This window comes from Streptococcus sp. 1055 (assembly GCF_013276815.1).
Classification (GTDB): Bacteria; Bacillota; Bacilli; order Lactobacillales; family Streptococcaceae; genus Streptococcus; species Streptococcus pseudopneumoniae.
This window is the reverse complement of sequence record NZ_VMLT01000145.1, coordinates 1-11815: the sequence shown is the minus strand read 5'-3', so window position 1 is coordinate 11815 and position 11815 is coordinate 1. Positions and strand designations below refer to the sequence as shown.

Sequence of the window (11815 nt, the reverse complement as noted above, 5' to 3'; positions counted from 1 at the left end):
CCGATTTTGTAGTATAATAAAAAACTTCTTATTTTATGTTTCCTTAGGGCTTCCTAACCCTTATGTCACGCGCTTTTGAACAAAAAATACTAACATTACTTTTTATTACTTGCTCCCCCAAAGTACGCAAAAAGGGGAGCAAAAAAGCCCCACAAAAGGGCTAAGATTTGACGAGTTCAGCAGGCAAGAAACTAGCACGGTCAAACGTGCTTTTTTTATTGCTGGCTGCTGATAGGTATATTATACCATGAAGCGCGTGGTTTATAAGATTATGACCTCACAAAAGCCCCCAGATTCGTTTCTGAGGGCTTGTAGTTTATCCGTGGTGTTTTGTTGTCCAGTACGAAATCAAGCGAAATAGGGGGCGAATATGAAGCCTCAGCCTACATTTGCCTACTTATATGCTTCTAGCTCTCCGTTCTGGTGGATTCTCGCAAAGTTTAAGACGGCTATCTGTTTGTATCGGTGGTAGCTAGTGGAGCTAGTACCTGCCATCTCTACGCATTCACTCATTGTTTTCTTTCTCATATAGCAATAATGGATAATAAAGTATTTTCTGGCTCGTTTGTTCTCTATGCTGTTGATGTCGTGGGCGAATATCTCCAACCCCTCACGGATTGCTTTTTCATGTTCACCACTCAAATTCCACTGATCAGGTAAGACAAGTTTCCAAGCCTCTTCATCGATACTAACTTGGTTTTCACTCCCTGCCATCCTCTGGAATCTCAGAAAGTATGTCATCCTCTCTCTGACGTTCATCATCGTTTTAAACTTATCCAGCTCCATTAGTTCGCTCCTTTGTGATATAATAATATTGAGATTATAGCTGAGGCGGAGCGCCTTGGCTTTTTTTCGTTTTCTCTATGTTCGCTCTAGATTCAAATGATTTCCCGTGAGAAAAAATGTACAATGACGGTGTGAAGCTCATAGAAGCGCGTGGGGAGGGAGATAGCCCCCGTATCTCCTTATGGTTTGATAAGCAATTAAAGGATGTTTTTATCTCTCTTATTTCCTTGTCATTCTGCAAGGAGTAGATCCGAAATAAGAGGGCTAAAAACTTCACTTATCTGCTTGTCGTTTCTCAGGGAGTTAAGGAGGGTTATTATTGCTCTTATCTGCTTGATAAATGATAGGGGGATATAGCCACTTTCTCGGCGTTCGCTCGGAGTTCAACGGCTTATTAGCCCCTTATTTTTAAAGCATTTTTTTTGCCACTACCTCACCAAAACCTCACCATTGGAAAACTCCTGTACCTTACCAAAATCTTACCGTTCTATGGCTCTAAAAAAGTAGCCATACCTTGTGGTATCCTTGGGGTTCTATCACTAGAAAAAAATCCCTGTACCTTTGTAAAACCTTAGTATTTTGAAGTATGTGGCCTTAGCCTAATCTTAGCCTATTTTTAATATTTTTAAATACACAACCTTGTACTAACCTTGTACTTTTTATATGTAACCTCACCCTTATCTCACCCTTTTTTGGAACGCTTACCGCACCCTTTTTGGAACGCTCTACTTACTTAAATCCTTGATATATCTAGCTTTTTTAACATTTAAACCGTCTAATATGTAGTATTTGTTCGTTTGGTAAATTACACACTACTTCATATTGTCCTACAATCTCGAACCATTCAGCCAAAATCTATCCCCTTTTTTAGTATACTTCAAAAACTTCTTATAGTGCTTATGATACCTGTCACGTTTCATATACTTGGGTCTTTCGGGGAAACCATCAAACATATATCCACCACGTCTAGGACTCCACCCTGGTTCTACCTTTCTGGCTTCTTTTAGTGCAAGCTCCCAGTAGTATTGGCAATCCGTTTTACTACGGTTCAGGGTGCTCTTGTGGATATCTAGACAAGTACCGCAACTAAAATATAAATATCGTTTATAAAGCAACCTGCACCGTCTCCCACAATCAGGGCAAAGAAAGAAATATCGATTACCTCCCTTAGTTCCTGCTATTCTGTCTAATTCAAATGACTCTCCACCAAAATCAATCATTAAACTATCCAAATCAATCTCTAAACGTTGACCGTCCAACTCGGCTATACCCTTAGTTATTCCTCTCAGCTTCATTGGTTTAGTGATTGTTTCTATTGCTAACTGCTTCATTATTTCCCCCTATATGGAAAAACCCAAAACTATTGACTTGTTAACAAAAAGGGGATTGCTCCCCTTCCTGTGCTTATTGACCTGAATAACCAGCAAGTCCTTTATATTCGCCCTCTACGTCCAACTTTTGGAGTAGGCTAATACTTTCATCGCCCAGCTTTTCCAACGTACCAAAAGCGGTCATAGAGTCCATAGGGATAGGCTTATCAGAAAGCAAGCGATCAGCATAGTCTAATAGTTCCAGCTCGTAGTCTGTGATCTTTTCCAGCAAACTCTCAAAATCCTCTGACTCTTTGAGTTGAAGCACGCGCTCCCGTTTATAACGTTCTTCAAATGCTTCATCGTCCACTGGTTGGTTGTAGTAGTCTTTAAAACTGTCACAAATACGCTTGAAGGTCTTGTTTAGTTTCTTATCCTCCACATACTCAGCTACAAGCGTCCCTTTATCCTTGTGAGTTATTGAAATAGATGGTACTTCATAAGTCCCAGTCATATATCCCAGTAGCGCGTGACCTGCTACCAGAGCAGTATCTAGATCTTTAAATTCGTAAGTGAAAGTAAATGTTTTGGCTTTGTCTGAAAATGTTTTTAGTGTCATGTTGTTTTTCCTCTTTCTGTTTTAAGGTAAATTATGTAAAATACCTTGTTTTTGCCATTTTTATCTATGTTTTTTATACACTTAGAAAAAGTTTTATACACTTTATTTTTGAAGTGTATAAAATTAAAAGCCTGTCATATCAAGGGTTTAAGCCCTGTTTTATACGCTTTATACACTTTATACACTAGTTTATATAATTTACAGGAATTATAGTGCTTAATACTGTAAAAGAAAAAACCTGCCGTATAAAGTGTATAAGTGTATAAAGTCCTTGGCGCTCTAAGGGTTGCAAGTATAACACTTTTTTATCAAGTGTATAAAGTGTATAAAGTTATTGCTTCTTTTTTGCTTTACCATTAAAGTATCCCCGTTCATTTCTAGCTTTTCTCCGTTGCTCTGGCTTTTCCCTACCGTTAAAATATGGATGTGCGTAAGGCGCTGTATCTTCATGCGGATAGAAACCAGAATGAAGTTGTCTCCCTGATGGTATTACTTTCTGGCCTGTGGTTATCCAACTTGGTAGATTACTTTTTATCTCTCGATGCAACCCCATTTCTGTCTTGTGTAGTTTCACCCCATAATATTCCGTAAATCCTTTCCAGTTATGGAAAACAAAACTATTAGGCAAAAACTCACTTGATAGTTCATCAGTAAAGAATGAAGATACAAAAGCGATAACTGGGTTGTTATCCTCATGGTATTCTTGCAAAATCTCCTTTGATTTCTCTGGTGTGATGTCCTTTGTCGGTGTTTCAAGGGCTAGGCGTGTGAGATACTCTAATACTTCTTTCCTGTTGATGTAGTCGTCTTTAATTGCCTTGTTTGGTTTCCCTTTAAAGACCTTGGTAAATGGTAGAATCTTAAACCGCCTGTCAATCGCTGACCTGTCCCCGTTCATTCTTGGTAAGCCGTTGGATGACTGGATAATAGTCATATTCAAGCGTAAACTATAGGGGCGCTTCCCTTTGTCCTCTATAGTCATAATGTCCCCAGTCGCAAGGCTAAACATATTTGACGTATCTTTAATAACTGCATCCTTTTGTACGTCGTCCCCAATAACCAGACTCTTACCTAACAGAATGGAGGTAGAAAAACGGCTTTTATCGAACTCAGTCATCTTGAGACTTGCAACGTTCTCCATGCCTACTAGATTAATAAGTAACTGCTGAAAAGTTCCTTTACCAGTCCCACCCTCGCCATAAAGCCAAAAGATATTTTTTAGGGTTCTACCTGTGACACTTGCTTTAATAATCTGGATAGCTAGGTTATATAATTCTTGATCATTGTCAAATAATTCAGCAAGCCACTTGCTGGGCTTCCAACCGTGTATAGTAGGCTCATAGGCTTCTGGGTCGTACCTTGTACGGATTTTTCTAGTTACAATAATGCTAGGTGTTAAAGGTTCAAATGTTTCCTTACTAGCGTTATATAGCTGGTTTCCGATAACCGTATAATCATTTTGGATAGACTTCAACGGGCTACGTCTAGCGATTTTGTAAATCGTATCAAAGGCTTGTTTTTCTGTCGTATCAGGTTGAATGGTTGAGATTAAATCTTGAAGTAACTCGTTATCTTCTAACCAAATCCCCTTATCAGGATGATAGAAATACAAGGGCGCTTTCTGTCCCTGCGCTTCTGGTCTGATTCTCACAAATCGGATATACTTTCTAAGAAAGTCAGCAACCCCCAAAGATTTAGATGGTCTATCTTCCCCAAGATTCTTACATACGTTGAATAAAAAGCCTTGTACCCCTTTAAAGGTTGTCAGATAGCTTTCTGATTCTTCTATTGCCTTAATGGGTTCACGTTGCTGATTCTCTTCAATGATTTTATTTACAATGTCGTCACTATTCAAAAGCCACCTCCTTATAGAATTTTGTCGCTACTTCTAGGAAATAGCTTGCTAGGTCTTTACGCTTGACGATTGTAGAAAACAAGTCCACCAGCTGACTAAAACTGTAGCCATTCACAAATAGCAAGCGGACAAATAGAGAAGTCTCGTACCTGGTATAAATGCCGTTACAAATCAAGTCGAAAATCCAGCCTTTCAACTCCATGCCAAGCCCCTGCCGTTGCTCGGTCAATTTGTTTACCTCTAAATCTTTCAGAATCATCAGCAAGTCAGGACTGGCCAAACCTATCTCTAAATCTCTGGTCAGTTCCCAGCCCTCTGCTTCCTCGTTTTCGTCTTTAACTGCCACATACAAACCTTTGTAGTGGAAAGCCTTTAGCCTCGTAAATTGCCATGCTCCACCCCCAGAAACTTCATCAAGTCAGAAATTCTATAATAGATTTTCCTAGTATCTTCTAGTGGGGGCTGGTATCGCTTTAGCCCTGCTTTTTCCCATTTTTGGAGTGTCATATATTTTATATCTAACTCGTCCATAACTTCCTGGGCTGAGATTAAACCTGTCAGTCGTGGTTTGACTGTATCACGCGCTTCCAGGTATCTTTCCACTACCTCCAGAATGCCATGCGCTAGGTCTTGCTCGCTTTCTCGGCTTAGGCTAAACATATCCGCCCACCTCCTTCAAGGTTTCTTTGTAACTCTCTAAATCAGCATTTAAAAGGACAGTTAGGCGTTTCTGTTCTTCCTGTACTTGGTTATAGAATGCCTTTGCTCCGTCCAGTAGCTCCTCTTTGTTAGCTGGGATAAAATATCCTCTAAATGTCCCATGGCGAACCCCAACAATAGGAACGCTATGGCGCGTGATTAGACGGCTGATAATATCTTGCACGGTTCTTTCTGCCAGCTTAGTGATCAGGCTGATTTCTGCCCCTGTTATGGAGTTCTCAGCCCCTACCTTGATTAGTCTTAATACTCGTTTGTCATTCTCTGATAGACTCATTCAGTGCCTCCGTAAACTCTTACCCCTGCAAGCTGGATATATCGCCCATAATCAGGGTTTAAATCCTCGCTAGGTGTTTCTATCGTCTGTTGGTTTTCTCGCTCAAATTGGGCGCTTTTTTTGCGGTCTCGGTGGTTTAGATAGACCAGTAAGCCAATCAGTACCACCATGAAGATTACCGCCTGTGTATTGGTCAAATCTAATTCATTCATGTCAGTTTTCCTCATAAATCATCATTCCACGGGTGTACTCAATCGAACTTGTCCATAAGTCCAAGAGGTTCTTTTTATCTCGTTTTTTCTTTGCAATATCAATTGCCAAAAGTTCCCAGACGTAATTTAATACTTGGTTTTTATCCATAGGATAGTCATTCTCTTTGGCTATTTCCGCTAGGTAAGTGCTTATGAAAAGAAATCCATCAAAATTAGAAAGGCATTTTAAAAGATCCATATCCCCCCAAAAATTTTTATAATATGAATATTCTCTCCACTCTAATTCTCCTATTACCTCAGATACTACTCTCTGTTTCATCCTTTCCGTCTGTTCCTTGAGTGTTTCCTGTTGTTCATAGTATTCTGTGCTAGTTAGTTCATTATAAATATCGTCTAAGTCGTTCAATACTTTACTGATTTCCCTTTTAGCTAATGCAGTTCCATTTCCTACAAGAATTTCTTGTATTTCTTCTAAATTTGTTGAAATAGCTTCTAATTTATCTGCTATCATATTTTCCTCCGTTGACCTTTTAATTATCGTTTCTTATACAGGATATCCTCACGCTCAGAGTCGCCAAATTGAAAGCGTGAGAAAGTACCAGTTTTAAGAGTTGGCGCTCTATGCTTTTCAAAACCTTTTCTAATTGCTTGCCTGCACTTCGGTTTTCTTAGTTTTTCTTAGTTTTGTTATTTACTCATAAATCTCTGACAACTCTTTGTAAATGTCGTCTGGTATTGCTCTCATTGCTTTCTGTTGCAATTCAATCGCCTTGGTCTTGTCGTTGTCCTTGCTGGTGTTTGATTCAATGATTCCAGTTAAGGCTAAAACCTGTCTAAAATATAAATCCATTTTCAAACGTTGACCGGCACTGACCTCTTCTTTTATCTCCTGCTTGCTTCTTAGTAGGAAAATCTCACTAAATTCCCCATCTTCTACCCTGTAGTCAATAACTTTACGGTAACGCCAATTTGATAAACGTCCCTTGATGGCTTTTTCTGACCAAGTTGGTAAAGCGTCTAGTATTAAGTCTACTGTGATGATTCCATTTTCTTCTTGTATGTTTCTTAGTATTTCTTGTGTAAATACTTGTTTTCCCATTCTTTACCTCATTTTTGGGTACGCAAAAAGCGCACTCTATTTCTATGTTTGACAAATAAGAGTACGCATGATAAGATATTTACGTACCTCATTCGTGGGGGCTGAGTCTGTTACGTTATCGCTTTGGTCGGTTGAGAACGTAGCAGGCTTCTTTTATTTTTGTGACTTTAAAAGTTGAATGCCTTTAACTATCGTGTCAGCTTTAGAAATATTCAAACTGTCAGCAACTTCTTGAATTTCGTTATATTCGTCTGCTGTCAGTCTAACCTCTAATCGTTTATCACGCTTAGCATTCCCCTTTATAGGTCTTCCTGTTCTTGGGCTCATTATATCACTCCTTTACTTTTGCCCGTGCTTTTTATTATATACTTATGCACGGTATAATGTCAACCCCTAAACCGAAAAAAATTTAAAATCTTCCCAGCGTACCTTATTTTATTTTCAATGTACTAGCGGAAACCGCTGTATTATGCTATAATCTAGGTATAAATCTTACTAAAACCTCTTTGATAATAGCTTGCCTGCTTTTTGTTAAATTCGTTTTAGTGTTAGTGTTAAAGGCTCTGCGGTGTGGTTATTGCTAAGCCTTTTTTTGTTGCTCTCACGCGCTTCTTTGGCGTGTATTTTTATTTCTGAATGCCATAGCCTTGATTTCTTGGTAACTCATATTCAAGCCAATCATAGCTATTACCATATCCTCAAAAGCCTGGTATTGCTCCAGCTCGTCACTGGTCAAGCTATCAATGCCATTATAGCCCCCACGTTCTTCCCTTAACTGCTTAGCGTTCCTGTCGGTTACTGCTTTTAGTAGCAGGTTGTTCATGGTGCTATGCGCGTGCTTTGGGGCTTGTTCCCAATTCTCAATGCTGTCATGCAGTGTTTTTCTTTTTGGCTTTTCTAGCGCCCTCTGCATACGAAACTTAGAAAGTTCCTCACGCATTTCAAAGAAAGCTTTGACCAGGTTCATTTTGAATTTACGAACTGGTGCAGTATTCTTTAGATAAGTAATCAGCAAGGTCGCTTGTTGCTCATTCAGAAGATAGATTTTTTTCGGTTGCCCTCTCTTATCTAATTTATGGATTTTAAATCCAACCTTTCCGAACTGTTCAAACCTTGCTTGATGCTTGCGGATCGTCTTAGTTATTGTGTGATGTTGCAATCCCGTGCATTCTGCAACGATACTGCTTAGTGTGTACGGCTCTTTCTTGCCGTCTATGTAAACAATGTTCATGCTGTACCCCCTAATCTTCGACTGTAAGTAGTTCGTCAATGGTTACGCCTAGATACTCGGCTACCTTTTGCAAGGTTTCAATATCTGGGCGCTTTGTGCGTTCATAGTATAGTGATATGAGTGCGCTTTTTGATATGCCTGTTGCCTTGTGAACGTCACTAACTTTTTTACGTTGTTTTGCTAATATGACACGAAAATTATTGTTCATATCGTCAACCCCTCTCGTTATTATTCTATGCAATAATTATCGCATAGAATAATAATAACCAATAAAAAATAAATTGTCAACAAAAAAATTATTCTTTGCGATAATTTTTTATTGTGTATTTCAGAAGATAATTGTAAAATGTATCTAAGGAGGGATGGTTGTGATAAAAAATAATTTAGCAAATATCTTGAAGACAAAAGAAAAAACAGCTGCATGGCTATCAGTTAAAACTGGAATAACTCCAGCAGCCTTGTCTAAAATTGTTAATAACAGCAGTACAAAAATAGATTACATAACATTAAATAAAATTTGTTTGGCGCTAAAAATAGAACCAAAGGATTTTTTTGACTTTTTACCCTATGATTACGAAGTAGAAAGTATATACGATAATAAAGATATAAAAGTTTCTCTAAAATCATTTGAATTAGATGAAAAGCCTAACAGTTCTCAAATAGAGAGTTTGGATTTTTATCAGCATCAAGCAGATAATATAGATATTGAAGTTAGTTGTGATTTTGGGTTAGAAGTTAATTTTATGAATACCCCAATGGGAGATAATTTTAGTATCTGGTATATTTCAGCTTACTTTTATGATTTGGATTATAATTCATTTACTGTTAGCATAGATATTGATGATGATAGTATAGGCTTTCTAAAAAAATACATTGCACCATATGATAAGGGCGAATTATTTAAAATAATTAAGCGTGAAATAATTTCAAAAATTCAATCCAATTATTTCGATTGGTTCGAAAATCAATATGGAAAAGTTAGTAAAGAAGAATATGGATTTTTAAAATCATTAAATTGGTGGATTGGTGAAGGTACTCAGGATTACAAAGTGAATGATGAAGATATTCAAATAATGATTGATATTGAAAAGAAAGACTAACCCACGCGCCACAATGTTCAACAATCCTGAAGCGCGTGCTTTCTCGTGGTTCGCTCGTGCTTCAACTAAAAACCCCATTGTTGAGCATTTTGTTGATGTCAACAAATGTCAACTACTCACAATATTTTAGAAAGGATCTCATGAACGAATTACAATTCTTAATCTATACTGCTGAAAACGATAGCGAGACAGCTAGTGTCATCATCAAAGGCGAAACAATTTGGGCTAGTCAGAAAGAAATGGCTCGCTTGTTTGATGTCGGTGTTCCTGCAATTAGTAAACACCTAAAAAATATCTTTGAAGAGGGCGAATTAGAAGAAAAAGCAACTATTTCCAAAATGGAAACAGTTCAAATAGAGGGTAGTCGTGAAGTTGTACGCCAAGTTGATTTCTATAACCTTGACTCCATCATTTCAGTTGGTTACCGTGTCAATTCCCAAAAAGCTACGAGATTTAGACAGTGGGCTACTTCGGTACTTCGTGAGTACATGATAAAAGGGTTCGCCATGGATGACAACCGTCTGAAACAAGGCGAAAACTTGCTGGAAAAAGACTATTTCCGTGAGCTCTTGGAGCGCGTGCGTTCTATCCGAGCTAGTGAGCGTCGTATATGGTTGCAGATTACAGATATTTTTGCTGAAATCTCTATCGACTATGACCCACAAAGTACGTTGACTAAGCAATTCTATGCTGATGTACAGAATAAGTTTCATTATGCAATCACTGGCCAAACTGCTGCGGAAATTATCTACACGAAAGCTGACCATACAAAAGACAACATGGGACTTACAACATGGAAAAACTCCCCTAACGGTCGCATACTGCAAGCAGATACCCAAATAGCAAAGAATTACCTTTCAGAAACAGAAATCCGCTCCCTTGAAAGAGGAATATCTAGCTATTTTGATTACCTGGAAAGACAGATAGAACAGCGAAAAGCTCAGACAATGCAACAACTAGCCCAAAGCATTGACCGCTTTTTGACTTTCCAAGAATACGATATTTTAGAAGGTCATGGGAAAATCACTTCCAAGGTTGCGAAAGATAAAGCAAAAGCAGAATACCAACTATTCAATAAAACTCAAAAGATAAACTCGGACTTTGAAAAAACTTTAAAACAGCTAACTGACGATAAAAAACTTTAAATACAGGCCTGTTTACTATAAACAAGCCCATATCAGCCTTGTTTCTTATTCTGGTACAATTTACCATCTGACTAATTAAAATCGAATACAGGGCAATCTGTGAAGCCCTAGCATGATATAAACCACAATCTAAAACCTTTTTGATAATGGCTTGCCTGCTGATGTATTTTAGAAAGGTTTATCATCATGAAAATAACTGAAGTTATAAAAAAAGACGGTAGTAAAGTCTATCGTGCTAATGTATATCTAGGAGTTGACCAGGTAACAGGAAAGAAAGTAAAAACCAAGGTAACGGGGCGAACACAAAAGGAAGTAAAACAGAAAGCCAATCAAGAAAAAATAGCTTTTCAAAAAGCAGGATCTACTAGACAAAAGGCTAGCACCATAAAAAACTATCAAGAATTAGCCAATCTCTGGTTAGAAAGTTATAAGAATACGGTTAAGCCAAACACTCAAGGCAATGTTAGAAAGCTAATCGATAATCATATACTGCCCATTTTCGGGGCTTACAAGCTCGATAAGCTCACTACTCCACTTATCCAGTCAATTATCAACAAACTTGCTGACAAGACTAATAGAGGGGAAAAAGGGGCTTTTCTACATTATGACAAGATACACGCTTTAAACAAACGTATCTTACAGTATGGCGTAACCATGCAGACTATACCGTCCAATCCTGCGCGTGATGTGGTTTTACCTCGTAACACTCAGAAAGCAAAGCGGAAAAAAGTAAAGCACTTTGAAAATCAAGAACTAAAAAAGTTTCTTGGTTATCTCGATAATTTAGATAGCGATAGATATCGTTACTACTATGAGACAACGCTCTATAAGTTCCTATTGGCTACTGGTTGCCGTATCAATGAGGCTCTAGCGCTTAGCTGGTCTGATATTGACTTAGACGGTGCCGTTGTACACATCACCAAAACACTAAATCGGGATTTAGAAATCAATAGCCCAAAATCTAAGGCTAGTTATCGGGATATAGATATAGATCAAGCGACTGTTAGCATGCTAAAGCAGTACAAACTACGCCAAACTAAAGAGGCTTGGAAGATAGGGCAACGTGAAAGCGTGGTATTTTCTGATTTCATTCATGAGTATCCTAGCAGTTCAAGACTTAAAAGAAGATTGCAAACACATTTTAAGCGTGCTGACGTTCCTAACATTGGCTTTCACGGATTCCGTCACACTCACGCTAGTCTCTTGCTTAACTCTGGAATACCATACAAGGAACTCCAGTACCGCCTAGGTCATTCCACTTTATCAATGACCATGGATATATATAGTCACCTCTCAAAAGAGAACGCAAAAAAAGCAGTATCATTCTACGAAACTGCACTAAAAGCACTATAGGGGGAGCAAAAAGGGGAGCAAATTCAAAAATCAACGTTTCAAGACAAAGTAAAAATCCAATAGCAATAGGATTTTTGTTAGATTTATTTTGAAAAAGGCCGATTTTGTAGT

The 11815-nt window shown here is 38.2% G+C and carries 16 protein-coding genes; 3 read left to right on the top strand and 13 right to left on the bottom strand.

Annotation, left to right across the window (positions count from 1 at the left end; all coding sequences use genetic code 11):
* Window positions 1-393: 393 nt before the first annotated feature.
* The 13 genes from HT699_RS10840 to HT699_RS10780 form a co-directional block, all read right to left on the bottom strand.
* Window positions 394-786 (bottom strand): transcriptional regulator, encoded by a 393-nt coding sequence (locus HT699_RS10840; RefSeq protein ID WP_120719108.1) that lies wholly within the window; start codon window positions 784-786, stop codon window positions 394-396.
* Between the two features lie 827 nt (window positions 787-1613).
* Window positions 1614-2117: a hypothetical protein gene (locus tag HT699_RS10835; protein WP_119941674.1), complete on the bottom strand. Its 504-nt coding sequence runs from the start codon at window positions 2115-2117 to the stop codon at window positions 1614-1616.
* A 73-nt stretch (window positions 2118-2190) separates the two neighbouring features.
* The gene (locus tag HT699_RS10830; RefSeq protein ID WP_172922462.1) at window positions 2191-2715 is read right to left on the bottom strand and encodes a hypothetical protein; all 525 of its coding nucleotides are present in this window, start codon (window positions 2713-2715) and stop codon (window positions 2191-2193) included.
* A gap of 331 nt (window positions 2716-3046) precedes the next feature.
* Entirely contained in the window at window positions 3047-4570 is a 1524-nt protein-coding gene (locus HT699_RS10825; protein ID WP_138702602.1) for a DNA primase family protein, read from the bottom strand.
* Window positions 4563-4916 (bottom strand): hypothetical protein, encoded by a 354-nt coding sequence (locus HT699_RS10820; protein ID WP_345789799.1) that lies wholly within the window; start codon window positions 4914-4916, stop codon window positions 4563-4565. The genes HT699_RS10825 and HT699_RS10820 overlap by 8 nt, the downstream gene beginning before the upstream one ends.
* 26 nt (window positions 4917-4942) lie before the next feature.
* Entirely contained in the window at window positions 4943-5230 is a 288-nt protein-coding gene (locus HT699_RS10815; RefSeq protein ID WP_084954492.1) for a transcriptional regulator, read from the bottom strand.
* Complete coding sequence (locus HT699_RS10810) at window positions 5223-5564, bottom strand: hypothetical protein (RefSeq protein WP_000058832.1); 342 nt, start codon at window positions 5562-5564, stop codon at window positions 5223-5225. Before HT699_RS10810 ends, HT699_RS10815 begins: the two co-directional genes overlap by 8 nt.
* A complete protein-coding gene (locus HT699_RS10805) occupies window positions 5561-5776 on the bottom strand; it encodes a hypothetical protein (protein WP_172934362.1) in 216 nt (71 codons plus the stop codon). Before HT699_RS10805 ends, HT699_RS10810 begins: the two co-directional genes overlap by 4 nt.
* Before the next feature lies 1 nt (window position 5777).
* Window positions 5778-6287, bottom strand: a complete 510-nt coding sequence (locus HT699_RS10800) for a hypothetical protein (RefSeq protein WP_119943764.1) — start codon at window positions 6285-6287, stop codon at window positions 5778-5780.
* Window positions 6288-6467: 180 nt separating this feature from the next.
* Window positions 6468-6875 carry a hypothetical protein gene (locus HT699_RS10795; protein ID WP_000517977.1) on the bottom strand — a complete coding sequence of 136 codons (408 nt, stop codon included), beginning with the start codon at window positions 6873-6875 and terminating at the stop codon, window positions 6468-6470.
* Window positions 6876-7028: 153 nt separating this feature from the next.
* Complete coding sequence (locus HT699_RS10790) at window positions 7029-7202, bottom strand: hypothetical protein (protein WP_000075008.1); 174 nt, start codon at window positions 7200-7202, stop codon at window positions 7029-7031.
* Between the two features lie 274 nt (window positions 7203-7476).
* A complete protein-coding gene (locus HT699_RS10785; RefSeq protein ID WP_172922401.1) occupies window positions 7477-8106 on the bottom strand; it encodes a Rha family transcriptional regulator in 630 nt (209 codons plus the stop codon).
* A 10-nt stretch (window positions 8107-8116) separates the two neighbouring features.
* On the bottom strand, window positions 8117-8314 hold the full coding sequence (locus HT699_RS10780; RefSeq protein ID WP_084889433.1) for a helix-turn-helix transcriptional regulator: 198 nt from the start codon (window positions 8312-8314) through the stop codon (window positions 8117-8119).
* Between the two features lie 154 nt (window positions 8315-8468).
* On the opposite strand from HT699_RS10780, the gene HT699_RS10775 reads away from it, so the two are divergent.
* From HT699_RS10775 to HT699_RS10765, 3 genes are all read left to right on the top strand, one after another.
* Window positions 8469-9206 carry a helix-turn-helix transcriptional regulator gene (locus HT699_RS10775; RefSeq protein ID WP_049531948.1) on the top strand — a complete coding sequence of 246 codons (738 nt, stop codon included), beginning with the start codon at window positions 8469-8471 and terminating at the stop codon, window positions 9204-9206.
* A 140-nt stretch (window positions 9207-9346) separates the two neighbouring features.
* On the top strand, window positions 9347-10351 hold the full coding sequence (locus HT699_RS10770) for a virulence RhuM family protein (RefSeq protein WP_172922402.1): 1005 nt from the start codon (window positions 9347-9349) through the stop codon (window positions 10349-10351).
* Window positions 10352-10537: 186 nt separating this feature from the next.
* Entirely contained in the window at window positions 10538-11704 is a 1167-nt protein-coding gene (locus HT699_RS10765; RefSeq protein ID WP_172922403.1) for a site-specific integrase, read from the top strand.
* The last annotated feature ends 111 nt before the right edge of the window (window positions 11705-11815 follow it).

Coding starts and splice junctions, on each gene's coding strand:
- HT699_RS10840 (WP_120719108.1), bottom strand. CDS start 786: ATGGAGCTGGATAAGTTTAAAACGATGATGAACGTCAGAGAGAGGATG.
- HT699_RS10835 (WP_119941674.1), bottom strand. CDS start 2,117: ATGAAGCAGTTAGCAATAGAAACAATCACTAAACCAATGAAGCTGAGA.
- HT699_RS10830 (WP_172922462.1), bottom strand. CDS start 2,715: ATGACACTAAAAACATTTTCAGACAAAGCCAAAACATTTACTTTCACT.
- HT699_RS10815 (WP_084954492.1), bottom strand. CDS start 5,230: ATGTTTAGCCTAAGCCGAGAAAGCGAGCAAGACCTAGCGCATGGCATT.
- HT699_RS10810 (WP_000058832.1), bottom strand. CDS start 5,564: ATGAGTCTATCAGAGAATGACAAACGAGTATTAAGACTAATCAAGGTA.
- HT699_RS10805 (WP_172934362.1), bottom strand. CDS start 5,776: ATGAATGAATTAGATTTGACCAATACACAGGCGGTAATCTTCATGGTG.
- HT699_RS10800 (WP_119943764.1), bottom strand. CDS start 6,287: ATGATAGCAGATAAATTAGAAGCTATTTCAACAAATTTAGAAGAAATA.
- HT699_RS10795 (WP_000517977.1), bottom strand. CDS start 6,875: ATGGGAAAACAAGTATTTACACAAGAAATACTAAGAAACATACAAGAA.
- HT699_RS10790 (WP_000075008.1), bottom strand. CDS start 7,202: ATGAGCCCAAGAACAGGAAGACCTATAAAGGGGAATGCTAAGCGTGAT.
- HT699_RS10785 (WP_172922401.1), bottom strand. CDS start 8,106: ATGAACATTGTTTACATAGACGGCAAGAAAGAGCCGTACACACTAAGC.
- HT699_RS10780 (WP_084889433.1), bottom strand. CDS start 8,314: ATGAACAATAATTTTCGTGTCATATTAGCAAAACAACGTAAAAAAGTT.
- HT699_RS10775 (WP_049531948.1), top strand. CDS start 8,469: ATGGTTGTGATAAAAAATAATTTAGCAAATATCTTGAAGACAAAAGAA.
- HT699_RS10770 (WP_172922402.1), top strand. CDS start 9,347: ATGAACGAATTACAATTCTTAATCTATACTGCTGAAAACGATAGCGAG.
- HT699_RS10765 (WP_172922403.1), top strand. CDS start 10,538: ATGAAAATAACTGAAGTTATAAAAAAAGACGGTAGTAAAGTCTATCGT.